This is a genomic window from Streptococcus sp. oral taxon 431 (genome assembly GCF_001553685.1).
In the GTDB taxonomy this organism is placed as follows: domain Bacteria; phylum Bacillota; class Bacilli; order Lactobacillales; family Streptococcaceae; genus Streptococcus.
Genome location: NZ_CP014264.1, coordinates 848730 through 872874, shown reverse-complemented (window position 1 = coordinate 872874; position 24145 = coordinate 848730). Strand labels below are relative to the sequence as shown.

19 protein-coding genes are annotated in these 24145 nt (G+C 39.4%); 4 read left to right on the top strand and 15 right to left on the bottom strand.

The window, feature by feature from the left end:
• Positions 1–278 precede the first annotated feature (278 nt).
• From AXE83_RS04075 to AXE83_RS10505, 4 genes are all read right to left on the bottom strand, one after another.
• Complete coding sequence (locus AXE83_RS04075; protein ID WP_060955543.1) at positions 279–10913, bottom strand: Spy0128 family protein; 10635 nt, start codon at positions 10911–10913, stop codon at positions 279–281.
• 412 nt (positions 10914–11325) lie between these two features.
• Complete coding sequence (locus AXE83_RS04070) at positions 11326–11961, bottom strand: SGNH/GDSL hydrolase family protein (protein WP_060955542.1); 636 nt, start codon at positions 11959–11961, stop codon at positions 11326–11328.
• A 1-nt stretch (position 11962) separates the two neighbouring features.
• A complete protein-coding gene (locus tag AXE83_RS04065; protein ID WP_060955541.1) occupies positions 11963–12790 on the bottom strand; it encodes an HAD family hydrolase in 828 nt (275 codons plus the stop codon).
• A gap of 21 nt (positions 12791–12811) precedes the next feature.
• Positions 12812–14131: a CapA family protein gene (locus tag AXE83_RS10505; RefSeq protein WP_083500983.1), complete on the bottom strand. Its 1320-nt coding sequence runs from the start codon at positions 14129–14131 to the stop codon at positions 12812–12814.
• 160 nt (positions 14132–14291) lie between these two features.
• Here AXE83_RS10505 and def point away from each other — a divergent pair, with 160 nt between their 5' ends.
• Positions 14292–14903, top strand: a complete 612-nt coding sequence (gene def / locus AXE83_RS04050) for a peptide deformylase (RefSeq protein WP_001272935.1) — start codon at positions 14292–14294, stop codon at positions 14901–14903.
• A 44-nt stretch (positions 14904–14947) separates the two neighbouring features.
• Positions 14948–15676, top strand: coding sequence for a 23S rRNA (guanosine(2251)-2'-O)-methyltransferase RlmB (rlmB, locus tag AXE83_RS04045; protein WP_060956364.1), 729 nt, complete (start codon positions 14948–14950; stop codon positions 15674–15676).
• A gap of 181 nt (positions 15677–15857) precedes the next feature.
• Here rlmB and trxB read toward each other — a convergent pair whose 3' ends face one another.
• The 7 genes from trxB to AXE83_RS04010 form a co-directional block, all read right to left on the bottom strand.
• A complete protein-coding gene (gene trxB, locus AXE83_RS04040; RefSeq protein ID WP_060955540.1) occupies positions 15858–16769 on the bottom strand; it encodes a thioredoxin-disulfide reductase in 912 nt (303 codons plus the stop codon).
• A gap of 65 nt (positions 16770–16834) precedes the next feature.
• Complete coding sequence (locus AXE83_RS04035) at positions 16835–17059, bottom strand: DUF4059 family protein (protein WP_000960970.1); 225 nt, start codon at positions 17057–17059, stop codon at positions 16835–16837.
• 79 nt (positions 17060–17138) lie between these two features.
• Positions 17139–17882 (bottom strand): amino acid ABC transporter ATP-binding protein, encoded by a 744-nt coding sequence (locus AXE83_RS04030; protein WP_049502693.1) that lies wholly within the window; start codon positions 17880–17882, stop codon positions 17139–17141.
• Positions 17882–18682, bottom strand: coding sequence for an amino acid ABC transporter permease (locus AXE83_RS04025; RefSeq protein ID WP_049508615.1), 801 nt, complete (start codon positions 18680–18682; stop codon positions 17882–17884). Before AXE83_RS04025 ends, AXE83_RS04030 begins: the two co-directional genes overlap by 1 nt.
• A gap of 156 nt (positions 18683–18838) precedes the next feature.
• Positions 18839–19195, bottom strand: a complete 357-nt coding sequence (locus tag AXE83_RS04020) for a Spx/MgsR family RNA polymerase-binding regulatory protein (protein WP_049530911.1) — start codon at positions 19193–19195, stop codon at positions 18839–18841.
• An 11-nt stretch (positions 19196–19206) separates the two neighbouring features.
• Complete coding sequence (locus AXE83_RS04015; protein WP_190279322.1) at positions 19207–19698, bottom strand: methylated-DNA--[protein]-cysteine S-methyltransferase; 492 nt, start codon at positions 19696–19698, stop codon at positions 19207–19209.
• 13 nt (positions 19699–19711) lie between these two features.
• Positions 19712–20212: a GNAT family N-acetyltransferase gene (locus AXE83_RS04010; protein ID WP_060955538.1), complete on the bottom strand. Its 501-nt coding sequence runs from the start codon at positions 20210–20212 to the stop codon at positions 19712–19714.
• Positions 20213–20346: 134 nt separating this feature from the next.
• On the opposite strand from AXE83_RS04010, the gene AXE83_RS04005 reads away from it, so the two are divergent.
• Both AXE83_RS04005 and trhA read left to right on the top strand, forming a co-directional pair.
• Positions 20347–20802 (top strand): DUF1836 domain-containing protein, encoded by a 456-nt coding sequence (locus tag AXE83_RS04005; protein WP_060955537.1) that lies wholly within the window; start codon positions 20347–20349, stop codon positions 20800–20802.
• On the top strand, positions 20792–21439 hold the full coding sequence (gene trhA, locus AXE83_RS04000; protein WP_060955536.1) for a PAQR family membrane homeostasis protein TrhA: 648 nt from the start codon (positions 20792–20794) through the stop codon (positions 21437–21439). Before AXE83_RS04005 ends, trhA begins: the two co-directional genes overlap by 11 nt.
• Before the next feature lie 29 nt (positions 21440–21468).
• On the opposite strand, the gene pdxT is transcribed toward trhA, so the two are convergent.
• The 4 genes from pdxT to AXE83_RS03980 all read right to left on the bottom strand — a co-directional run bounded on the left by pdxT (position 21469) and on the right by AXE83_RS03980 (position 24029).
• Positions 21469–22041 carry a pyridoxal 5'-phosphate synthase glutaminase subunit PdxT gene (pdxT, locus tag AXE83_RS03995; protein WP_060955535.1) on the bottom strand — a complete coding sequence of 191 codons (573 nt, stop codon included), beginning with the start codon at positions 22039–22041 and terminating at the stop codon, positions 21469–21471.
• On the bottom strand, positions 22042–22917 hold the full coding sequence (gene pdxS, locus AXE83_RS03990; RefSeq protein ID WP_004253907.1) for a pyridoxal 5'-phosphate synthase lyase subunit PdxS: 876 nt from the start codon (positions 22915–22917) through the stop codon (positions 22042–22044).
• A 138-nt stretch (positions 22918–23055) separates the two neighbouring features.
• Positions 23056–23688, bottom strand: a complete 633-nt coding sequence (locus tag AXE83_RS03985; RefSeq protein ID WP_060955534.1) for a Pr6Pr family membrane protein — start codon at positions 23686–23688, stop codon at positions 23056–23058.
• Between the two features lie 2 nt (positions 23689–23690).
• Complete coding sequence (locus AXE83_RS03980) at positions 23691–24029, bottom strand: zinc ribbon domain-containing protein YjdM (protein WP_045762909.1); 339 nt, start codon at positions 24027–24029, stop codon at positions 23691–23693.
• Positions 24030–24145: the final 116 nt, after the last annotated feature.

The window sequence follows — 24145 nt, the reverse complement described above, 5'->3', positions numbered from 1 at the left end:
TCCTTTACGATTAGAAAACATTTGATTATCCAATCAAATTATACCATACTTATTTAAAAAATGTACAATTACTGACTATTTGTTTAATTAATTTTAAAGATTTATACTTATTCAAAGTTTTCGTTTTCTTAAATAAATTATAAAAACAAAAAGAGAGGTATTAACCTCTCTTCTTGCGATTACATACACTTATTTAATAAATGTATAACCAACTTTAGAATATCTTTTGTTTAGATACTCAAAGATAAATCTTGATTCGTTCTAGAAACCTAGAAACATTAAGCTTCATCTTCTTTTTTGCGTTTTGCAACCAAACCTAGACCTACCAGACCAAGTGCAGCACCAAGTACAACAAGTCCAGATTTAGATTGTTCACCAGTGTTTGGCAACTCAGGACCTTTAGGTTTTTCTGGTGTTGGTGGTGTTACTGGTGTTGGCGGTGTTGGTGGTGTTGGCGGTGTTGGCGGTGTTGGCGGTGTTGGTGGTGTTGGTGGTGTTGGTGGTGTTGGCGGTGTTGGCGGTGTTGGCGGTGTTGGCGGTGTTGGCGGTGTTGGCGGTGTTGGCGGTGTTGGCGGTGTTGGCGGTGTTGGTGGTGTTACCTTGTTGTTAAACTCAGTATCTTCAGGCATTTGTGAAGTAAGAGTTAATACTTTACCTTCTTTCGTCACAGTAACTCCAACAGTAGCTACCATCTTATCGTACTCAACCCCAGCCTCTGTACCTTTCACTTCTTCTACATGATAGATATAAGTACCTTCTTGACCACGTTTGAACTCAAGAGCTGAGAACTTGATCTTACCTTCAGAATCGTTACTTACGGTTTCAATCACGTTACCATCTTTGTCTTTCAATACGAAGCTGAATTCACCAGCCTTCAACGCACGACCTTCCAATTTCTTCGTGAAGTTGAATTCAACTTTCACTGGAATATTAACAACACGTTTTTCAGTTGGTTTTTCTGGTTTTTCAACTGATTTCTTAGTTGGATCATATTGGTGAACAATTTGAGAAGCTGTATTTTCAATATCTACACCTTCTTTAGCAGTTCCCTTGATACGTGCTGGAATATCAAACTTGTAGTAACGTCCAAATGCTAATTTAGCAGTGTCGATTACTTGAGTATTTTCTGCATCTCCAAGTGACTTAGTCAAGTCAGCCTTAGATGTAGCAGTAATGACACCATCCACAATTGAGATATCAAACTTAGCTGTTACATCTTCACCAGTTACTGAATCATAAGCCTTAATTTCAGCTACATTAACATCCAAGTTTTCGCTATCATATTTATCTGTAATACCAACAGATTGAATATTGTGAGCTTCAGTGAATTTAGTTGTATCTAACCATACTTGGTAAACAACCTTATCACCCTTATGGAGTGTTTGAGTATTGATATTTTGCTTTTCATTATTATCAACTTTGTCCACGTATGGATCTTTGTTGGTATCAGCTACTTTATCAGTCAACTCTTTATCATCATCAAGGAGTTTATTTCCAGTGATATCAAATTTCTCTTCATTAAGAATATATTTCTCTGGATTGAACTCAGGAGTTTCTGGTGGAGTCACCTTGTTGTTGAACTCTTTATCCGCAATGTCGCCTACAGTCGCGATAAGAACTTTAGCTGTTCCATCGTGTTTCACTGTAACTGTTACATTCGCTTTCATAGTGTCGTATGTAACGGTTGCGTCAGATCCTTTAACTTCTTCTACTGTGTAGTTGTGTACGCCTTCTTGACCTTTCTTGAATTCAAGAGCTGAGAACTTAACGTTACCAGATGCATCGTTCTTCACAGTTTCAAGAGTCTTACCTTCTGAATCTTTAAGAACGAAGCTGAATTCGTTCGCTTTCAACTCACGACCTTCCAAGCGTTTAGTGAAGTTGAATTCTACTTGTACTGGTACGCTATTCACACGTTTTTCAGTTGGTTTGCTTGGTTTTTCAACTGTCTTAGAAGTTGGGTTGTAGTAGTTGACTACTTGAGCCGCAGTATTTTCGATATCTACTCCGCCAGGAACATCAGCTTTCACTGTTGTTGGGATGTCAAACTTGTAGTAACGTCCGAAGGCGAATTTAGTTGTGTCGATCACTTGAGTGTTTTCTGCGTCGCCAAGTGACTTCGTGAAGCCAGCTTTAAGGGTTGCAGTGATCACACCATTGTTCACAGCGATATCGAATTTAGCTGTGACATCATCACCTGTTACTGAATCGTAAGCTTTGATCTTAGTAGAATCAAGATCCAACTTAGTTTCGTCGTAGTCATCTGAAATTCCTACTGATTGGATGTTGTCCTTATTAGCTGCGTCAAATTTAGTTGTATCCAACCAAACTTGATAAACCAATTTATCGCCACGTTTAACAGTCTTCGTATTCAAGTTTTGAGCTTCGTTGTTTGATGCATCATCCGCATATGGGTTGGCATTTGTATCTGCGACCTTATCTGCCAATTCTTTGTCATCGTCAACGAGCTTGTCGCCTGTGATATCGAATTTCTCTTCAGAAACAACGTATTTCTCTGGTTGGAACTTAGGTTCTTCTGGAGGAGTTACGCGGTTGTTGAATTCTTTATCAGCGATATCGCCAACAGTTGCCACAAGAACTTTAGCTGTTCCATCGTGAGAAACAGTTACTGTTACATTCGCTTTCATAGTATCGTATGTAACGGTTGCGTCTGTTCCAGCTACCTCTTCAACTGTGTAGTTGTGAACGCCTTCTTCACCCTTCTTGAATTTAAGAGCTTTGAACTTAACGTTACCAGCCGCATCGTTGCTTACAGTTTCAAGAGTCTTACCTTCTGAATCTTTAAGCACGAAGCTGAATTCGTTCGCTTTAAGTTCACGGCCTTCCAAACGTTTAGTGAAGTTGAATTCTACTTGTACTGGTACGCTGTTTACACGTTTTTGAGTAGGTTTGTTTGGAGTTTCAACTTTCTTAGTTGTTGGGTTGTAGTAGTTCACTACTTGAGCCGCAGTATTTTCGATATCTACTCCGCCAGGAACATCAGTTTTAACTGTTGTTGGGATGTCGAACTTGTAGTAACGTCCGAAGGCGAACTTAGTTGTATCGATCACTTGTGTGTTTTCTGCATCGCCAAGTGACTTCGTGAAGCCAGCTTTAAGGGTTGCAGTGATCACACCATTGTTCACAGTGATATCGAATTTAGCTGTGACATCATCACCTGTTACTGAATCATAAGCTTTGATCTTAGTAGAATCAAGATCCAACTTAGTTTCATCGTAGTCATCTGAGATTCCTACTGATTGGATGTTGTCCTTGTTAGCTGCGTCAAATTTAGTTGTATCCAACCAAACTTGGTAAACCAATTTATCGCCACGTTTAACAGTCTTCGTATTCAAGTTTTGAGCTTCGTTGTTTGATGCATCATCCGCATATGGGTTGGCATTTGTATCTGCGTACTTATCTGCCAATTCTTTGTCATCGTCAACGAGCTTGTCGCCTGTGATATCGAATTTCTCTTCAGAAACAACGTATTTCTCTGGTTGGAACTTAGGTTCTTCTGGAGGAGTTACGACGTTGTTGAACTCTTTATCAGCGATATTGCCAACAGTTGCTACAAGAACTTTAGCTGTTCCATCGTGAGAAACAGTTACTGTTACATTCGCTTTCATGGTGTCGTAGGTAACGGTTGCGTCTGTTCCAGCTACTTCTTCTACTGTGTAATTATGAACGCCTTCTTGACCCTTCTTGAATGTAAGAGCTGAGAACTTAACGTTTCCTGCCGCATCGTTCGTTACAGTTTCAACAACTTTACCTGTTGAATCTTTAAGGACGAAGCTGAATTCGTTAGCTTTCAACTCACGGCCTTCCAATTTCTTAGTGAAGTTGAATTCAACTGAGATTGGTACGCTGTTTACACGTTTTTCAGTTGGTTTGTTTGGTTTTTCAACAGTCTTGCTTACTGGGTTGTAGTAGTTAACAACTTGGGCTGCTTTGTTTTCGATATCTGCACCAGCTGCCACATCAGCTTTCACTGTTGTTGGGATGTCGAACTTGTAGTAACGTCCAAATGCGAACTTAGTTGTATCGATGACTTGTGTATTTTCTGCATCGCCAAGTGACTTCGTGAAGCCAGCTTTAAGGGTTGCAGTGATCACACCGTTGTTCACAGCGATATCGAATTTTTCTGTGACATCATCACTTGTTACTGAATCGTAAGCTTTGATCTTAGTAGAATCAAGATCCAACTTAGTTTCATCGTAGTCATCTGAGATTCCTACTGATTGGATGTTGTCCTTGTTAGCTGCGTCGAATTGAGTTGTATCCAACCATACTTGGTAAACCAACTTGTCGCCACGTTTAACAGTCTTCGTATTCAAGTTTTGAGATTCATTGTTTGATGCATCATCCGCATATGGGTTGGCATTTGTATCTGCGTACTTATCTGCCAATTCTTTGTCATCGTCAACGAGCTTGTCGCCTGTGATATCGAATTTCTCTTCAGAAACAACGTATTTCTCTGGTTGGAACTTAGGTTCTTCTGGAGGAGTTACGACGTTGTTGAACTCTTTATCCGCAACATCCGTTACGTTCGCAACGATCGCTTTAGCAGTACCATCATGTGATACCACAACTTTAACAGTAGCAACCATTGTGTCATATGTAACAGTTGCATCTGTACCAGGAGTTTCTTCTACAGTGTAGTTATAAGTCTTACCAAGATCATCACGTCCGAACTCAAGAGTCTTGAAGACAATCTTACCAGCCGCGTCATTCTTCACGCGTTCTACTTCAACACCGTCTTTCTTCAATACGAATTCGAATTCGTTCTCTTGAAGTTCACGGCCTTCCAAACGTTTCGTGAAGTTCATTTCCACTGGAACTGGAACGCTGTTCACACGTTTTTGAGTAGGTTTTTCTGGTTTTTCAACTGTCTTGCTTACTGGGTTGTAAACGTGAACAGTTTGGTTAGCTGTATTTTCAATATCAGCACCAGCTTTAACTGATTCTTTCACAGTCGCTAGGATATCAAATTTATAGTAACGTCCAAATGCGAACTTAGTGGTGTCGATAACAGGAGCATTAACTTTATCTTTGATAAATTCTTCTTTAGAAGTTGCAGTGATGGTGCCATTTTCAACTTTGATGTCGAATTTAGCTGTTACATCATCACCTGTTACTGAATCGTAAGCTTTGATATCAGCCGCGTTAACGTCCAATTTTTCTGCATCGTATGTATCAGATACACCAACGTATTGGATGTTGTTTGCTTCAGTGAATTTAGTAGTATCAAGCCATACTTGGTAAACCAATTTAGAACCACGTTTAACTGTCTTAGTATTTAAGTTTTCTAGTTCATTGTTAGTTGTCTTGTCTACATATGGATCCGCATTTGTTTCAGTGTACTCATTGCTCAACTCATCGTCGTCATCCATCAACTTGTTACCAGTGATGTCATATTTCTCTTTAGAAACGACAAATTTTTCTGGTTGGAATTCTGGAGTTTCTGGTGGAGTGACTTTGTTGTTGAATTCTTTATCTGCAGTACCGTCAGTTGCATTGCCGTCAGCATTTTTACCGCCAGTTGAGGTAACATTTGTAACGGTAGTCAAGGTGTGACCATTCTTAGCAACTTCAACTGTAACAGTCGCCTTCATTTGGTCATAGGTCATTCCGTATTCTTTGTTTTCATGAATAACTTCTTCTACAGTATAAGTATGAGTACCAACTTTCGTGTTATCAAATGACAATTCTGAGAAAGTGACATTACCATCTTCATCATTCTTCACTGTTTCAACTTCTTTACCAGTTGAATCTTTCAATACGAAGCTGAATTCACCTGCTGCCAATTTACGTCCAGCTAATTTCTTAGTAAAGTCAAATCTTGCAACGACTGGAGCCACATGATAGTTGTTAAACTCTGTATCTTCAGGCACTGTAACATTAGCAGTCAAAATACCAGATGCAGCATCTTTCGTTACATTCACTGTAACGACTGCATTCATTGAATCGTAGTCGATGTTTGTATCTGTTCCAGCTACTTCACGTACAGTGTAAGTGTGTTCACCTACAGCGTTGTATTCAATTGCATCAAATGTGATAGATCCATCTGCTGCATTTTTCTTGGTTTGGATGACATTACCGTTTTCAAGCAACTCAAATGCGAAGGCATCCTTAGTAAGCTCTTTACCTTCCAATTTCTTAGTGAATCGGAATTGAGCATTGGTTGCAGCAGGTGTGAAGGTATTGTTGAACTCTGTATCGGTTGGAAGAGCTTTTGTTGCTGTAAGAGCATGACCTGACTTAGTAACTGTGATCGTTACTTCAGCCTTCATTGGGTCATATTCCATACCAGCTTCTGATCCAGCTACTTCTTCTACAGTGTACTTATGAACACCCACTTGAGTATTGGTAAATGTCAAGGCATCGAATTTCACTTTACCATCAGCATCGTTTGTCTTAGTTTGAAGGGTATTTCCTTCAGCATCTTTCAATACGAAGCTGAATTCACCTGCTGCCAATTTACGTCCAGCTAATTTCTTAGTAAAGTCAAATCTTGCAACGACTGGAGCCACATGATAGTTGTTAAACTCTGTATCTTCAGGCATTGTAACATTAGCAGTCAAGATACCAGATGCAGCATCTTTCGTTACATTCACTGTAACGACTGCATTCATTGAATCGTAGTCGATGTTTGTATCTGTTCCAGCTACTTCACGTACAGTGTAAGTGTGTTCACCTACAGCGTTGTATTCAATTGCATCAAATGTGATAGATCCATCTGCTGCATTTTTCTTGGTTTGGATGACATTACCGTTTTCAAGCAACTCAAATGTGAAGGCATCCTTAGTAAGCTCTTTACCTTCCAATTTCTTAGTGAATCGGAATTGAGCATTGGTTGCAGCAGGTGTGAAGGTATTGTTGAACTCTGTATCGGTTGGAAGAGCTTTTGTTGCTGTAAGAGCATGACCTGACTTAGTAACTGTGATCGTTACTTCAGCCTTCATTGGGTCATATTCCATACCAGCTTCTGATCCAGCTACTTCTTCTACAGTGTACTTATGAACACCCACTTGAGTATTGGTAAATGTCAAGGCATCGAATTTCACTTTACCATCAGCATCGTTTGTCTTAGTTTGAAGGGTATTTCCTTCAGCATCTTTCAATACGAAGCTAAATTCACCATCTTTAAGTTTACGTCCTGCAAGAGCTTTGCTGAAGTCAAATTGAGCGGTGACTGGAGCTACTGCATAGTTGTTGAATTCAGTATCTTCTGGCATAGTAACTGCAGCGTTCAAAAGACCAGTTTGTGCGTCTTTTGTGACATTGACAGTCACAACTGCGTTCATTGAATCGTAATCGATGTTGGTATCTGTTCCAGCTTTTTCACGTACAGTGTAAGTATGTGTACCTGCAACAGCGTATGGGATTGCATCGAATTGGATTGAACCATCAGCCGCATTTTGTTTGGTTTGAATCACATTGCCATTTTCAAGCAATTCGAATGTGAAGGCATTGTCTTCAAGAGTCTTACCTTCCAAACGTTTTGTGAAGCGGAATTGCGCTTGTGTTGCAGCAGGTGTGAAAGTATTGTTGAACTCTTTATCTGCTGGAAGTATTGCTACAGCTGTAAGTGCATGACCTGATTTGGTAACAGTAACTGTCACGTTAGCCTTCATGGTGTCATAAGTCATACCAGCTTCTTTAGTTTCTGGGATAACTTCTTCTACAGTGTACTTATGATCTCCAACTTGAGTATTTGTAAATGTTAAAGCATCAAACTTAACTTTTCCATCAGCATCATTTTGCTTGGTTTGAAGAACTGTTCCTTCAGAATTTTTCAAGACAAAACTGAATTCGCCTGCTTTAAGTTTACGGCCTGCAAGAGCTTTGCTGAAGTCAAATCGAGCTGTTACTGGTGCCACTACATGGTTGTTAAAGATTTTATCATCTGCACCAGTTGCTTCACCACCTGTTGAAGTCATTTCAGTTTTAGCTGACAAAAGACCAGTAGTTGCATCTTTGGTTACAGTTACTTTAACTGCGATTGTCATTGCATCATAGTCTACATCGGCTTTATTGCCCTTCACTTCTTTTACAGTATAGTTGTAGACACCTGCTTGGTCAAATGACAATTCGCTGAAGTTAATCTTACCATTAGCTTTATTTGTTACAGTTTCATTAACATTGTTATCACCAGTCAAAGTAAAGCTAAAGTTTCCAGCATTCAAGGTACCATTTGAAAGTGATTTATCAAATTCAAGGTTAACTTTAACAGGAGATGGTGTGAAGGTATTGTTGAATTCTGTATCTGCAGGAAGTGTGTTTGTTGCTTTAAGAATGTGACCTTCTTTAGTAACAGTGATCGTTACTTCAGCTTTCATTGGGTCATAAGTCATTCCTGCTTCAGAACCTTGAACTTCTTCTACAGTGTACTTGTGAGTACCAACTTGTGTGTTGTCAAAAGTCAAATCATCAAAGGCTACTACACCTTCTTTAGTATTTGTCTTGGTTTGAAGGATCTTACCAGTTGAATCTTTCAATACGAAGCTGAATTCACCAGCTTTCAACTCACGACCTGCCAGAGCCTTACTGAAGTCAAACTTAGTCTTAACTGGAGCTACAACATAGTTGTTGAAGACCTTGTCATTCTCACCCTCAGCATGACCACCTGTTGATGTATAGACTGCTCCAACTTCTAGTTTATCCTGAGCATTTTGTGTAACGGTAACTGTAAGAGTAACCTCCATACCATCATAGTCAACATTCGTATCTGAACCAGCAACTTCTGTAATCTTATAAGTGTAAGTACCTGGTTTTTCGAATGTTAGTTGGCTAAAGGTTGCCTTACCATTTTTGTTGGTAACAGTTTCTTGGTGTGTACCACCTTCTTGTTTAAGAGTAAAGCTAAAATCACCATCATTTAAAGTACGTCCTTCAAGGACTTTACTTACTTCAGGGGTGTAGGTTACTGGATCTACTTTTTCATAGTAGTAAACTGTTTCCGTATATGGCGTCAATCCATTAAGAAAGTCAACGTTTGTACCAATACCGAAATTTCCTTTTTCCAACTGTTCATTTGGAGAAAGGTGTCCTATATTATCTCCTAAGAATGGGACAAACACCGTTTTCTTGGGTGTGTATCCTGAAGCTGTTTGGAAGCCAAATGCAGTTTCCTTACCGTTTGGATAGCTTACTCCATTTTTAACAGTAAAAGGGATCGTGTACAGTGGTGTCTTTTGGACAACTAAATCTTCTGTGTTATATTTCCCTGGTTTAATTGGCTTGGTTTCTGCAAGGAGCATATAGCCATCTGTACTTAATGAACCGTCAGAACGCTTGCTTTGTTGCTTTGGATCAAGAAGATAGACACGAACGACAACTGAACCATCTTCTCCGACGATTTCTTTGATACGCTTGATGCCCGCACGCTCAGCATCCATGAATTTAGTCCCAACAACATATGGACGAGAAACATAGCCCGTCATACTATCGACAGAAGCTTCTTGATAGAGTTTGTAACCTGCAAACTGACGTTTACCTGAAGCAGTGAAGTTTTGACCTTCTGTAGCTGTCAATGTATACTTAGCTAATTCAACTTCATTACCATTCGCCTCATAATCTTGAACTGTTGTGTCTGTTTTACTAGCATTATAGGTAGGATTGGCTTTGTCGACTACTTTATAGTAAGTGCTTTTGGTAACAACTTTTGGAAGTTTGAAGTTACTATCTGTAATCGTGCGTCCATTATAGGTAGGCTCAACTACGTTTATAATATCAGTAGTTGTACGAGCATTATAAACTGCGTTATAAAGTGCTTGTTCTGTTGGTGTAAGTTCATGACCAGGCTTTACTAGAGATGCAATTTTATCAGCTACCTTATAGCCTGTTTGTAGAAAAGGCTGAGCTGTTTTATCTGCTGCTGTAGAAGTCTGATAGTCAACTTGGAAGGTCAACTCAGAGTTTGACTTAGCTGTTGTCGTAGAGAACTGCTGAACACCACTTGTTGCAGTGATTGTCTTTGTTTCTACAATAGCACCTGTATTCTTATCGATTAGTTCAACGACAGAATCTGTTGACGTACTAAAGTTTTTATAGATGCGGACATAGTAGTTAGTATTGTAGCGTTGATTAAATCTTGTAAGGTCAAGTATACTAAAAGTATAAACATCACCTTCTTTTCGCTGATAGCCTGATGGGACATTTTGAGACCTAACAGATGCACCAACAGGATCTGACATATCCGGATCTGCTGTTTCACCTTCTTTAAGTGTGGTTGTAGTTGCTAATGCTTCTGTATTATGGTCAGTTGCAGCACGGCGACGGCGACGACCACCATCTGTAGCCAAAGCACCAGCATTCACAGTATTTTCCGCTGCTAAGGCAAGGGTTGCTTTATCAACGAGTGGTTTTTCCTCAACCTTAGTTGCTCTAGCATTAGTATCAAGGATAGTTGCCTCTGTTACAGCTGAAAGTTCTGCTTTGGGCTCAGATTTTTCCTCTGGTTTAGATTCAGTTTTTTCTTCTGCCTTAGGCTTAGCTACTACAGTTTCTACTGTTTTTGGTTCACTTGCTACCGGTTTAGAAGACTCTGATTTCGCCTCAGAACTACCAGATGGTTTTTCCTCAGTTTTTTCAGCTTTTGTTTCTTCAGATTTTGCTTCAGTTGATTCTGATTTTGCTTCTTCAGGCTTAACTTCAGGTGTTGAAGGTTCTAACGTAGCTTCTAAAGATTCGGTAACAACTGTATTCTCAACGTCGGCGGCTGACTCTTTCGACTGATTTTTGTCGATGAGTTCAGTATTCTCTCCAGGATTTCTTTGTGCTACAATCTCAGATGCTTTTACAGCACTACCGTTAGCCATCAAAAAGCTAAGGGTTGTTCCTAAGAAAACTGATGCGACCCCAACTTTATATTTTCTTAAAGAAAATCGTTGTTGCTCTCTTCTTATCATGTGATAAGTTCTCCTTTTTTAAACATTTTTACTAATAATATGTAAGAATATTTGGAATTTTCAGAAAAGAAAACACTTTCCTCCACATTAGAGTAACGCCTTCAGTATACCATATTAGCACCTTTTCTAGCAAGAATAGGGATTTCATAAACGAGTTAAGTTGTGTATATTATGCATTTCTATAAGAATGAATATACGCATCCATATCGTGTTCATCAGAGACGTATTTTTTGTGGAAATGTGCTATTTTAGCATTTATATTTTAAAATAACTCTCAAACAAGGATGGTTTCTATGTAAAAAAACTCTAAATTTCATAAGTAAATAATTTTTATTCACTTAAAAAAATTAGAGAAATTTTTATTTTAGCAAAATTAATTTACTGTAATGAATATATCATATTCATACTGTTGCTAAAAAAGATAGTCTTTTAACACATTTGAAAGAACCTGATAACCAGCAACACTTAGGTGTAGGCCATCGGTTGTGTAGGTAGGTTTTAATTGTCCAGCTTCATCTAAGAAGCTATCAAATACTGGGATATATTCAACCTGCATATAGGCTGAAGCTAAGTCTTGATAAGCTTGATTCCACGCTTTGATTTTCTCATTGGTGCGGATATAAACTGTCTGTTTAAAGTCCTCACCTTCATTGACAGGCAAGATAGAAACTAGCTTTATCTGTGACAGTGGGTAGTCGCGAGAAATGGTTTGAATCACACTCTCGAGATTGGTCAGCGTTTGACTCATTGGAATATCTTTTCCAATGTCATTTGTCCCAATCAAAATCACAATTTGATCCACTGCATCACCATAGAGGTGGGCATCAAGGTTATCTAGTAAAAGTCCGGTCTGATAACCACGAATACCTCTATTCACGATGGTCTTTGTTGTCCCTAGTAATTCTTGCAAGGGAAAATACTCAACAATAGAATCTCCAATAAAGATGATATCTGGTTCAATTACTGAGATTTGATTGAGTTCACGATACTTGGTTTGGATTTTCTCCTGCTCTTTCAAGAGCCAGTTTTCTAATAATTGTACTGCCAAGTTATTCTCCTTCTTCTAGCCAGTTTTCTAAAACTTGGTAAACACCTGCCTGACTGTTTGCTGGCGCTACTTCTGTCGCAATTTCCTTGACTCTATCCTCTGCATTTTCCATTGCGTAAGAAATACCTGCCAACTCTAACATTTCAATGTCATTTTCACTGTCTCCAAATGCCATGATTTGTTCGGGTTTTAAGTTCCAACGTTTGAGCAATTCTACTAGCCCCCACGCTTTATGAATCCCATCTTGTAATATATCAATACAGCCATATCCACTCGAAACGGCTCGAACACCACCATCAAACAAGTCATTAACTTCTTGCAAAACCGAATCCAATCGTTCTTCACCAACAACCATACTCATCTTGAGAACACCACCGAAGAGTTTAGAGTCAAATTCATCGACGAAGTGCATCCGTTGATAGAATTTCTCAATCATCTCCGGAGTCATGAATTTATCAAGTTCGGTAAAGACAGTGCCTTCCTTGACAAAACCGCCATTCATAGCAGTTACGACAAACTGATCCTGACACTCTCTGCCTTTAAAATGAGCTAAAGCTCTATCAACCATAGCATCGTCCCAAGTCTGAGCTTGAATCAATTTATCACTTTCGAATATACGAGCACCATTAGCAACCACGAGAACTACTCTATCTGCTAGATGTTTCAGTAATTGTCGCATTCGATGAACTTCATTTCCCGTTGCAATGACAAAACGAACTCCACGCTGATCTAGCTGATCTAAAATTTTCTCTAGTCGAGGTAGATCCAGTTGTCCTTTAGGATCCAACAAAGTACCGTCCATATCCGTCGCTATTATCTTAATATCCATCTTGCTCCTCTTTTAATGTCACTACCACTTCAAACCTACATGCTCGTTCATTTCTTTATAGGCTGTATCAATCCGTTGCTTGGTAGCCTCGTCTAACTGACTACGGTATTTCCCACCCTCAATAAAGTCTTCCAGGATATAAGTTTGGTAAAGATAGAGTGGGTATCCTTCTGAAGAATATCCTCCCTTTGGAGTTCGACTCACCCAGCTTGGATGTGCTTGGGCAGTTTCGATAGTCGTTTTACCAGATTTCTTCTTAATGGTCACATCCATGAGAACTCCACGTTCCGTCCACTTGGCATTTTCCACATCCTGCATGGTTTCAATCCGTTGATTTGAGATGAAATTCCCCATAGAGTAAATGATAAGCTTTTTATCACCGTCTTTTTCAACCGTTTCAGCTGGTTCAACAACGTGAGGATGACCACCAAAGATAATATCAGCTCCCCAATCAATCATTTTATGGTAAAGTTTCTTTTGCTCCTCAGTCGGCTCAATTTGATACTCAACTCCCATCTGAGGCATGATAATTGTAATATCTGCCTCCTTCTCTGCTCGTTCAATTTCAGCCTTCATTTTATCTTCGTCTAAGTCTGAAAGATAACGATTATAATCCTCTTGTGAAATGCTTTGTTCAATGCCGTTAAAGCCATAGGAATAAGCTAAAATAGCAACTTTAATACCATTAACTTCCTTGATAACTAAAGGAGCCTTATCTCGTGATTCATGGGTATAGACCCCGACCGGTGTCATTCCTGCCTTTTCAATAGCATCTGCAGTTGAAATCACTCCCTCAATCTGAGAATCCAAGATATGATTGTGAGCCAAATCTAGCACTTGATAGCCTGCATCTTTTATAGCATCCATAACTTCACCAGGTGCATTGAACAAGGGGTATCCTGCAAGATAGTGGTCTTTATTTACAGTTCCTTCAAAATCACCAATGACTAAGTCAGCTTGCTTCAGCCAGGGTTTTACATACTCAAAATTTTCATGGAAATCATAGGTGCCGTCTGATTTTTTGGCTGAAATGTAGATAATGTCATGATAGAGCAAATCACCATTTGCCATGATACGCGCACTCGTTTCTTGTTCCGTCTCTGCATTCTTTGCCTGAGAACTTGACTCTTGGTGTGCGGAACTTGGATCACTACTGCTTAAAGAAATCCCTCGAGCTCCTTCCACTAATAAAGTAAGCATCATCGAGACAGCTACCGAAGCTAACAAGACCACAATAAAAGTGCGATTATTCCACTGCTTATAGTTCCTGAAAAACCGAACGGAATGTCTAATAGCTTGTAAAACGGGACCATTTTTTCTTTTTCTACTACGTTGTTCCATCATTTTTCTCCCATGATTTTAAAGTCTATTTTCTTACTCTATTATACCACAGACAAATAGGTATTTCCTTTTATTATATTATTTTTTAGCAACTTCTGTGACTTTCTTTCTCATCTGTTTTGTGTTATCATGTAATTGTAATAGAAGGAAAGGAAAGAATATGTCTGCTATAGAACGAATTACCAAAGCTGCTCATTTAATCGATATGAAAGATATTATCCGAGAAGGGAACCCTACTCTTCGTGCTGTTGCCGAGGAAGTCAGTTTCCCTTTGAGTGATCAAGATATCATTCTTGGAGAAAAAATGATGCAATTTTTGAAACACTCGCAAGATCCTGTTATGGCTGAAAAATTAGGTCTACGTGGAGGAGTTGGACTTGCTGCACCGCAGCTCGACATCTCAAAACGCATCATCGCCGTACTGGTACCAAATATCACTGAGGAAGGTGAAACTCCTCAAGAAGCCTATGATTTACAGGCTGTCATGTACAATCCGAAAATTGTATCCCACTCAGTCCAAGACGCTGCTCTAGGCGAGGGAGAAGGTTGCTTGTCTGTTGACCGTGCTGTTCCAGGCTATGTTATCCGCCACGCTCGAGTAACCGTTGACTATTTTGATAAGGATGGAGAAAAGCACCGCATCAAACTTAAGGGCTATAACTCTATTGTAGTTCAACATGAAATTGACCACTTAAATGGCATTATGTTCTATGATCGTATCAATGAAAAAGACCCATTTGAAGTTAAAGATGGCCTGCTCATTCTTGAATAAAGAAAATCCCGTTGCAAGACGGGATTTTGTGTTATAATGAAGATATGAAAACAAACGATATTGTCTATGGCGTTCATGCCGTCACAGAAGCTCTTTTAGCAAATACTGGAAACAAACTCTACCTTCAGGAAGATTTACGAGGAAAGAATGTGGAAAAAGTTAAGGAATTGGCTACTGAAAGGAAAGTATCCATTTCTTGGACTTCCAAAAAATCACTTTCTGAGATGACTGAAGGAGCTGTTCACCAAGGTTTTGTCTTGCGCGTTTCTGAATTTGCCTACACTGAACTTGAGCAGATTCTTGCTAAGACACGCCAGGAAGAAAACCCACTACTACTAATCCTTGATGGTTTAACGGACCCACATAATCTTGGTTCTATCTTGAGAACAGCGGATGCAACCAATGTTTCAGGTGTCATTATTCCAAAACATCGAGCAGTTGGTGTAACACCCGTAGTTGCAAAAACAGCAACAGGTGCGATTGAACACGTTCCTATTGCTCGAGTCACTAATCTTAGCCAAACCTTAGACAAACTTAAGGATGAAGGTTTCTGGACATTTGGAACTGATATGAACGGAACTCCTTGCCACAAATGGAATACCAAAGGAAAGATTGCTCTCATCATCGGAAATGAAGGCAAAGGTATCTCTAGCAACATCAAAAAACAAGTGGACGAGATGATCACTATTCCAATGAATGGGCACGTACAGAGCCTCAATGCCAGCGTTGCTGCTGCCATTCTCATGTACGAAGTTTTTCGAAATCGACTCTAATAAAAAGTGAGGTTGGGACAAAAGATCCCGACCTCACTTTTTATTAGCAATCAAACTTTGACACGGTAGCTGATTGAACTTTTTGTTCATCTTTTAGACTCCAAAAAGCTCCTAATCATCCTCGCAGGGCTGGAACTTCGAAATCTAGACTTTGTCTATCGTTTTCTGTCCCACCGCCTTTTTAATAATGTTCGGTAATATATTTGTAGGCCTCTTGACCTGCAATAGCGCCATCTCCAACAGCTGTTGTAACTTGGCGAAGGTCTTTTTGACGAACATCCCCAACCGCAAAGACACCTGTAACACTTGTCTTCATGTGATCATCTGTCACAATCCAACCTGCCTGGTCGCGAATCTGCAACTCTTGGACAAAGTCACTAACAGGGTCTAAACCAACATAGATGAAGACACCACCAAAAGCTTGTTCTGTCACCTGACCTGTTTTAACATTTTCAATCACAACCGATTCCACACGGTTTTCACCCTTGATTTCTTTAACGACAGAATCCCAAATGAAGTTGATTTTTTCATTGGCAAAGGCACGATCTTGCAAGACCTTTTGGGCACGTAGTTCATCTCGACGGTGAACAATGGTAACAGATTTTGCAAACCGTGTTAAGAAGATAGCCTCTTCAACTGCGGAGTCACCTCCACCTACGACCAACAAATCCTGGTCGCGGAAAAAGGCTCCATCACAAACTGCACAGTAAGAAACTCCACGACTATTGAGTTCTTCTTCTCCTGGAACCCCCAAGAGACGGTGCTTAGAACCAGTCGCTACGATAACTGTGCGAGTTTCATAAACTTGGTCGTCTGTTACGACTTTTTTGAATTCGCCATGATCCTCAACATTTTCAACGAAACCATAGAGATGCTCAACACCTAGATTTTCAAGAGGTTCAAACATCTTTTCAGCTAATTCAGGACCACTGATATTAGCATAACCTGGATAGTTTTCAATGTCAGAAGTATTATTCATCTGACCACCAGGAAGTCCACCTTCAATCAAAGCAACTTTCAAATTGCTACGTGCTGCGTACAAGGCTGCAGTCATCCCAGCAGGCCCTGCACCGATAATAATCGTATCGTACATTCACTTTCCTTCTTTCTTGTTGTAACTATTTTTATTCTAACGGATTAAATCCCATTTTACAACTATTAAGCCTTGAGAACCAACAAAATGCTCATGGTTGCAAATGACAATACTGGAATTGTTAAAACTCCAATCATAATCATATCGTAGAGATGGGCTTGACGTGCTTTAGCAGTTTTGTCAACCCCAGACAGAGCTCTAAGTCCAATCCAGAGTCCTAAAATAATCAAGACCAGTAGAATTGTCAACACTAAACTCTCTAAATACAAAGCAAATAGCTGAACTAGCATGCTCTCTCTCTTTTCTATTAATTTTAAAGAGCAAACCCAGTTAGCCTAGCCAACTGAGTCTTTCTTATCTTCTATTATATCAAATATAGGTTCGTTTGTAACTAGCAAAGAATTCTTTTGTTCGTTCTTCTTTAGGATGATTGATAATCTCATCTGGTGTTCCAGACTCAATAATCTTTCCTTTATCCAAGAACAAAACCTTATCAGCTACTTGGGAAACAAAGGACATATCGTGACTGACTAAAATCATGGTTTGACCTGATTTAGCTGCATTAGCTATAGATCTTTCTACCTCACCAACCAATTCTGGGTCAAGGGCTGAAGTAGGTTCATCCAAGAGCAAGATTGCTGGCTTCATGGCTAAAGCACGCGCCAAAGCTACCCGTTGTTTTTGTCCACCTGATAAGTGGCGAGGATAGTGCTGTTGACGATCTGAAAGACCAACCTTAGCCAACTCTTCTTTGGCAATCTTAGTTGCTTCTTGGTCGGAAAGTTTTTTAACAACTACCAAACCTTCCTTGACATTGTCTAAGGCTGTTCTACGCTCAAACAAATTGAACTGTTGGAACACCATGGACAACTTACGACGAAGAGTCAAGATTTCATCTTGAGTAATTTGAGAAAAGTCAACTTTGAAATCATCAATCTGAATACTTCCACTATCAGGTGTTTCCAAATAATTTAGGCTACGAAGAAAGGTTGACTTCCCCGCTCCTGAGGAACCAATCAAAGCTACTACTTCCCCTTTTTGAATATCTAAATTCAGATGATCCAAGACGGTTTGACCAGAAAAGGATTTGCTTAAATTTGAAATCTTAATCATTAGCGAAGGTCTCCTTTCACATCTGTTTTCGCATTATCTGGTGCTTCGATTGCCATTTTTTTCTCAATAAAGCGGCCAAGATTTTCAATAGCGATATTTACCACCCAGTATACAAGGGCAACTGAGATGAAACGTTCGAAGTAACGATAGTCGGCACCACCCAAAATCTGAGCTTGGGCGAAGACTTCTACAACACCCGCACTAAAGGCTAGGGAAGTCCCCTTAGTCAAACCGATTAGGGAGTTAATCAAGGTTGGAGTCGCTACTACCGCTGCATTTGGAATAATCACACGACGGTAAACTTGTGCACGTGTCATTCCAAGACTACGAGCGGCTTCAATCTCTCCAGGATTAACAGAAAGAATAGCTGCACGGATAGTTTCACTAGCGTAAGCTGCTTCGTTAAAAGCAAAAGCTACAATGGCAAAAGCTGCAGCTGGAATCGCATTGATATTAAAAGCAGTTCCCCATTGTTGATTCAACGCTTTTAATGCTAGAGGAATTCCATAGTAAGTCAACATCAACTGCACTAGGATTGGTGTCCCTTTTAAGAAACTAACAAAGAATGCTTGTAATGGATAAAGAATTCTAACTCGATTAATTTTTACAATAGCAAAAACCAAGGCCAATATTATACCAAAAAAAGCACCAAATACTGTCAACATCAATGTTGTTGGCAATTGTTGTACAATTCTTGGAATCCCATCAAAGACAGAACGAAAACTAAACAGTTTGCCGTCTGGAATATACTGCATCAAGTTTTGGTACCAATCTGATGCTAAAATTGTTGTAACATTCATAGAAACATCCTCTCCTGATAATGAATCATTCTATCATACTTCTGCCTAGATTTAAAATATTTGCTACGAGCAGAAGAGACTTTGTTTACCTACTAGTTTATCATACTTTAAAAGCGTGAGGTTATATATTTTACCTATCAAGGAGATAGAAAAAAACTATTTCAAATCCAAGTTGTCGTAGGTTTTACGATAACCAATCTGCTTCACAGCACCATTCTCCACTAATATAGGACGTTTTAATAACATACCATCACTGGCCAAGAGTTTGGCCGCTTCTTTTTTGGATAAAGTTCCAACCTTGTCTTTTAAACCCAGTTCACGGTATTTAATACCACTAGTATTGAAAAATTGCTTCAACTCAAATTCTGAAGTTTCAAGCCAATTTAAAATGACTTCTTCACTCGGAGTTTCTTCTACAATATGAACATCTTTATACTCTAATCCGAGTTGATCTAACTCTTTTTTGGCTTTTTTACAAGTTGTACATTTTGGATATTCGATAAATTCTAACATTTTTTCTCTTTCTATTTTTTATTTTCTTGATAACTTGCACCTTCATGATTCAAGAGCCAAGCCTTCTTATCAAGTCCCCAAGCATAGCCTGTCAGACGTCCTCCAGCACCTAGCACACGGTGACAGGGGACAAGAATAGACCAGGGATTGCGCCCTACTGCTCCTCCGATTGCTTGGGCAGAAGCTACTTGCAAGTCCTTAGCTATTTGTCCATAAGTAACAGTCTGACCGAAAGGAATTCCCCTCAAGTAGTTCCAGACTCTTTTTTCAAAGTCACTACCGACAGGAGCTAAAGGTAACTGAGACAAGTCCTGATTTTGTCCTTTAAAATAAGCATCTAAATAGCTAGCAATCTGGTTTAAAATGGGATGACTTTCCACCTCAACTAGATTACCTACCGACAAGCCTCTCTCAAAATAACTCTGTGCTTCAACCCATATCCCATACAGATAGTGATCATCAGCTACCAGAGATATGATGCCAATTGGAGAACCGTACAGCATCTTTGCATATTTCTTAGGCATTTGATTTTAATTTTTGGTAGGCCAAGCGTTCTCCATCTACTGGAACTTTACCGACCTGTTTAAAACCAAGCTTTTCAAAGATATGTTGCATGGCCTTGTTTTTAGCATGTGTATCTGAACGAAAATCTAGGTAATCAAAGCCTTCAATCAAGCCTTCCAAGAAGGTCTGCGCTACCCCTTGACCTTGAACATCTGCTGCCACAGCAATACGATGAAAAACCAGATACTCTGAATCTCCATCTTGCCAAGCTCCTTCATAAATAGCTTCATAGGCTGCTTCTGGGCTCTTAGTCACTGCAGCATAAGCCAATAGTTCCCCTTCTTCCAAGGCTACATAGGCTTGACCTGAGATGATATCATCGATGATAATATCAGCATTGGGATAACCATTTTGCCATTGGTCGCTACCAGCTTTGGCTAGAGTTTTTCTAGCATCTTCAATTACTTTCATTACTGCATCAACTTCATTTGGAAAAGCTAAACGAATTTCCATTTTTCTTCCTCTTTTCTGACTAGTTTCTCTCATGATAGCATAATTTAAGGCTTTCTACAAGCAGTTAAAACTTGACTTTTTATTTCTATTATTTTATAATCTAGTTATCAAAACTAGATAAACAGGAGTTGGAAATGAAAACTACTTTTTCCTACCCAGAATGGGACGAAATTCCAAACATTGATCTCTATTTGGATCAGGTCCTACTTTATGTGAATAAAGTTTGTTCCCCTATTTCTCTTGCTAAAGAGAAAGGTTTAACTGCATCAATGGTGAACAACTATGTGAAGCATGGCTATATCAGTAAACCTGAAAAGAAAAAATACCAACGCAAACAAATTGCCCGATTGATTGCTATCACAACACTCAAGTCTGTTTTTTCAATCCAGGAAATTGCTCAAACCCTAAACACCCTACACACAGAGACTAACTCACAAGAACTTTACAATGCTTTTGTGGACTATATGAATGAAGACATTGATCCAGCTAATCCAATCATTCAAGCAAGCTGTCAAACGGTCAAACTTTATCATCAAACACTAGCACTAGTCTATACAGAAAATGAAGAGGAGGAAACAAATGAATACTAGTTTTAAACTTAGCAAGCGCCTTAGTTTTGAAGAAGAAATTGCCAACAGTGTCACCCATGCTGTAGGGGCACTTATCATGCTGATTTTGCTCCCTATCTCATCGACTTATAGTTATGAAGCTCATGGATTTTTATCATCGATTGGGGTGTCGATTTTCGTTATTAGCCTCTTTCTCATGTTCCTTTCATCGACTATTTATCATTCTATGGCTTATGGTTCCACTCATAAGTATGTCTTGCGCATTATCGACCATTCCATGATTTATGTTGCGATTGCAGGTTCTTATACTCCTGTCGTTTTGACCTTGATGAATAACTGGTTTGGTTATCTGATTATCGCCATTCAGTGGGGAACAACTATTTTTGGTATTCTTTATAAAATCTTTGCGAAAAAAGTCAATGAAAGATTTAGTCTGATACTCTACCTCATCATGGGTTGGCTAGTTGTGGCTATCCTACCAGCAATTATCAGTCAAACAAATCCAATCTTTTGGACTCTTATGGTATCAGGTGGGCTTTGCTATACAGTTGGTGCTGGTTTTTATGCTAAGAAGAAACCTTACTTCCACATGATCTGGCATCTCTTCATTCTGGCAGCTTCAGCTCTCCAATACATTGCCATTGTTTATTACATGTAAAAATAGGCCGGGAAAATCCCGACCTATTTTTATTTGCACATATTGATAAAGTATTGATGCAAGCGAAGATCATTTGTCAATTCAGGATGAAAGGACGTTACCAGCATATTTTTTTCTTGTGCCGCAACGATTTGATCGTTCACAATTGCTAAAACATCAACATCCTCACCAACACTACTGATAATTGGACCACGGATAAATGTCATGGGTATTTTACCAACGCCCTTGCAGTCTGCTTCGCTATAAAAGCTTCCTAACTGACGTCCATAGGCATTGCGCTCTACTACTATGTCCATGGTCGCTAGATGGCTCTCTTCCTGAGAAGTGATTTGTTTTGCTAGCAAAATTAAACCCGCACAAGTTCCAAAGACTGGTAAACCATTGAGAATAGCCTCTCTTAGAGGAATTAGCATCTGCTGATCTCGCAACAGTTTCCCCATGGTCGTTGACTCACCTCCTGGCAAAATCAAACCTGATAGCTCACTTCGATGTTGCTGAAAGTCTTCTAGATTTCGCAGTTCAACACTTTCAACTCCTAGTTTTGCAAGGACTTTCTCATGCTCTACAAAGGCGCCTTGCAAGGCCAATATTCCAATTTTCATCTATTTTCCTCTCTCCGCCATGAGAATTTGGATTTCATTCTCGTTGATACCTACCATGGCTTCTCCCAAATCTTCTGAGATTTGAGCTAAAATTTGAGGATTTTGATAGTTTGTAACTGCCTTGACAATTGCTGCTGCACGTTTAACAGGATCACCTGATTTGAAAATCCCTGAACCAACAAAGACACCTTCTGCACCTAGTTGCATCATAAGAGCAGCGTCCGCTGGTGTTGCGACTCCTCCAGCCGCAAAGTTAACAACTGGTAATTTTCCATTTTCGTGGACATATTGAACTAATTCTACAGGTACTTGGAGTTCTTTTGCAGCAACATATAACTCGTCCTCACGGAGGTTTTGAATGCGGCGAATTTCTTGATTCATCATACGCATATGACGAACCGCCTGAACAATGTCTCCTGTTCCTGGTTCCCCTTTTGTACGGATCATAGAAGCTCCTTCAGCGATACGGCGCAAGGCTTCTCCTAGGTCTTTAGCACCACAAACAAAAGGAACTTGAAATTCTTTCTTGTCCACATGGAAACGATCGTCAGCTGGAGATAGAACTTCGCTCTCATCGATATAGTCAATCTCGATAGCTTCTAAAATCTGAGCTTCAACAAAATGCCCAATTCGAACCTTAGCCATAACTGGAATGCTGACTGCTTCTTGGATTTCCTTAATCATCTTTGGATCACTCATGCGAGAGACACCACCCGCTGCACGAATATCAGCTGGGATTCGTTCCAAAGCCATAACTGCTGCCGCACCTGCAGCCTCAGCAATTCTTGCCTGTTCAGGATTTTGAACATCCATGATGACGCCACCCTTAAGCATCTGTGCTAAATTCTTATTTAATTCATAACGATTTTCAGTCATTTTTTTCATCCTCAATAATTGTATTGGTAGCTACAGTTTTATTGTAAGGTATAAAAGACTTCATAACAAGATAAAATAAATCGATTTGTCCGGGTACAATTATCTCTATCACAAAAAAAGCACCCACATTGGGTACTTTTATTTCTTAAATTTTTTAATACTTTTCACAAGATAAAAGAGATATCCTGAAACCATGTAGGCAACAAAGATAGTTGCTGCCCATTTAAAGACAAAGCCCCAACCATGTTTTGTAGCATTTAAAAAGAAATAAGGGAAGGGACTATCCTTAGCATTAGGGACATCCATCTTTAGAACAAAACCGTTTAAAAGGGCAAAAATCATATAAAGCAAAGGAAGGCTAGTCCAAAGCATGGGATCAACTAACTTATATTGACGACTCTTATCAAAAATAATTGTATCTGCTAAAAACCAGAGAGGGACAATATAATGGCAAAGGAAATTTTCCAAACGGTAAAAATCTGTCGTCAAAGGAGCTAGCATGAAATGATAGATGACACAAGTAATCATAATACTCATAGTGACACCACCTTTGAGACGTAGAATCCCAGCACTCTGCCAACTATCACCACCACTACGCATCTTTAACAAAAGATAAGCTGTAAAGATGACAACCAAAAGATTGGAAAGGACTGTATAGTAAAGCAACATCCCTAAACCACCACGTTTGGTAATTTCCAGATAGACCCCTGTAAATGCTGCGAAAAACAAGAGAGTCCGACTGAAAAAAATAAATTTATTCCAAGTAGCCATGATTAAATCTTTTTAACAAATTCTGATTTTAGTTTCATAGCACCAAAGCCATCAATCTTACAGTCGATGTTGTGGTCACCCTCGACGATACGGATATTTTTAACGCGTGTTCCTTGCTTAAGATCTTTCGGTGCACCTTTCACTTTCAAGTCTTTGATCAAGGTTACTGTGTCTCCATCAGCCAATTTATTTCCATTAGCATCGATAGCAACAAGGCCTTCTTCAACCTCTGCTTGCTCAGCAGGATTCCATTCATAAGCACACTCTGGGCAGACTAGCAAGGCTCCGTCTTCATAGACATATTCTGAATTACATTTTGGGCAATTTGGTAGATTGTTCATTTTATCTCCTTATAGTTGCATCATTGTTTGATTGTCAAATTTTCTTTAACAGAAACTATTATACCCTAAAATAGAAGATTTGACAAATCGTAAAAAAATTGACCACCATCGTGGTC

Excerpts from the sequence above, each read along its gene's own strand:
- AXE83_RS04075 (WP_060955543.1), bottom strand. The coding sequence starts at position 10,913 with ATGATAAGAAGAGAGCAACAACGATTTTCTTTAAGAAAATATAAAGTT.
- AXE83_RS04065 (WP_060955541.1), bottom strand. The coding sequence starts at position 12,790 with ATGGATATTAAGATAATAGCGACGGATATGGACGGTACTTTGTTGGAT.
- AXE83_RS10505 (WP_083500983.1), bottom strand. The coding sequence starts at position 14,131 with ATGGAACAACGTAGTAGAAAAAGAAAAAATGGTCCCGTTTTACAAGCT.
- def (WP_001272935.1), top strand. The coding sequence starts at position 14,292 with ATGTCTGCTATAGAACGAATTACCAAAGCTGCTCATTTAATCGATATG.
- rlmB (WP_060956364.1), top strand. The coding sequence starts at position 14,948 with ATGAAAACAAACGATATTGTCTATGGCGTTCATGCCGTCACAGAAGCT.
- trxB (WP_060955540.1), bottom strand. The coding sequence starts at position 16,769 with ATGTACGATACGATTATTATCGGTGCAGGGCCTGCTGGGATGACTGCA.
- AXE83_RS04035 (WP_000960970.1), bottom strand. The coding sequence starts at position 17,059 with ATGCTAGTTCAGCTATTTGCTTTGTATTTAGAGAGTTTAGTGTTGACA.
- AXE83_RS04030 (WP_049502693.1), bottom strand. The coding sequence starts at position 17,882 with ATGATTAAGATTTCAAATTTAAGCAAATCCTTTTCTGGTCAAACCGTC.
- AXE83_RS04025 (WP_049508615.1), bottom strand. The coding sequence starts at position 18,682 with ATGAATGTTACAACAATTTTAGCATCAGATTGGTACCAAAACTTGATG.
- AXE83_RS04020 (WP_049530911.1), bottom strand. The coding sequence starts at position 19,195 with ATGTTAGAATTTATCGAATATCCAAAATGTACAACTTGTAAAAAAGCC.
- AXE83_RS04015 (WP_190279322.1), bottom strand. The coding sequence starts at position 19,698 with ATGCTGTACGGTTCTCCAATTGGCATCATATCTCTGGTAGCTGATGAT.
- AXE83_RS04010 (WP_060955538.1), bottom strand. The coding sequence starts at position 20,212 with ATGGAAATTCGTTTAGCTTTTCCAAATGAAGTTGATGCAGTAATGAAA.
- AXE83_RS04005 (WP_060955537.1), top strand. The coding sequence starts at position 20,347 with ATGAAAACTACTTTTTCCTACCCAGAATGGGACGAAATTCCAAACATT.
- trhA (WP_060955536.1), top strand. The coding sequence starts at position 20,792 with ATGAATACTAGTTTTAAACTTAGCAAGCGCCTTAGTTTTGAAGAAGAA.
- pdxT (WP_060955535.1), bottom strand. The coding sequence starts at position 22,041 with ATGAAAATTGGAATATTGGCCTTGCAAGGCGCCTTTGTAGAGCATGAG.
- pdxS (WP_004253907.1), bottom strand. The coding sequence starts at position 22,917 with ATGACTGAAAATCGTTATGAATTAAATAAGAATTTAGCACAGATGCTT.
- AXE83_RS03985 (WP_060955534.1), bottom strand. The coding sequence starts at position 23,688 with ATGGCTACTTGGAATAAATTTATTTTTTTCAGTCGGACTCTCTTGTTT.
- AXE83_RS03980 (WP_045762909.1), bottom strand. The coding sequence starts at position 24,029 with ATGAACAATCTACCAAATTGCCCAAAATGTAATTCAGAATATGTCTAT.